This is a genomic window from Aliivibrio sp. 1S128 (assembly GCF_001691065.1).
Lineage (GTDB): Bacteria > Pseudomonadota > Gammaproteobacteria > Enterobacterales > Vibrionaceae > Aliivibrio.
Window position 1 is genome coordinate 1 of the sequence record NZ_MAJV01000021.1, and the last position, 401, is coordinate 401.

The window sequence follows — 401 nt, forward strand, 5'->3', positions numbered from 1 at the left end:
TGGTTAATCAGGAGTGAAATGTGAGTGAAACAGATAATGTATACAGACTATTAAAATCAATTGTTGAAAGGCTAAATACTTCATCAGGTACTGCTATTGTTTTAAATCAACAGTTAGTCACTAAATCAAATATGAGCTTAAGTGGAGCAAATGGTCGCTTATGGATATCTCCTGCACTTGACGGTTTTGATCTGTCCATTAGTGGTTTATCTTTAGAGAAAGAGTTATCCCCTAAACTTGAAAAATACTTTAATAGATTGCCTGATGGTCATAAGCAAAAAAACTCTAATAAAGGGTTCCTTAAACAGCCATTTTGGCGTGTTAATACTTCAAAAGAAGTGGAAGATGTCTGTATTATGTATTCAGCAACAATGAAATAACCACATAACAATCGCATCAAC

1 protein-coding gene is annotated in these 401 nt (G+C 33.7%); it reads left to right on the top strand.

The annotated features are described in order from the left end of the window. The first annotated feature begins 20 nt into the window (after nt 1-20). Nucleotides 21-380: a hypothetical protein gene (locus A6E03_RS04370; protein ID WP_061005963.1), complete on the top strand. Its 360-nt coding sequence runs from the start codon at nt 21-23 to the stop codon at nt 378-380. Nucleotides 381-401: the final 21 nt, after the last annotated feature.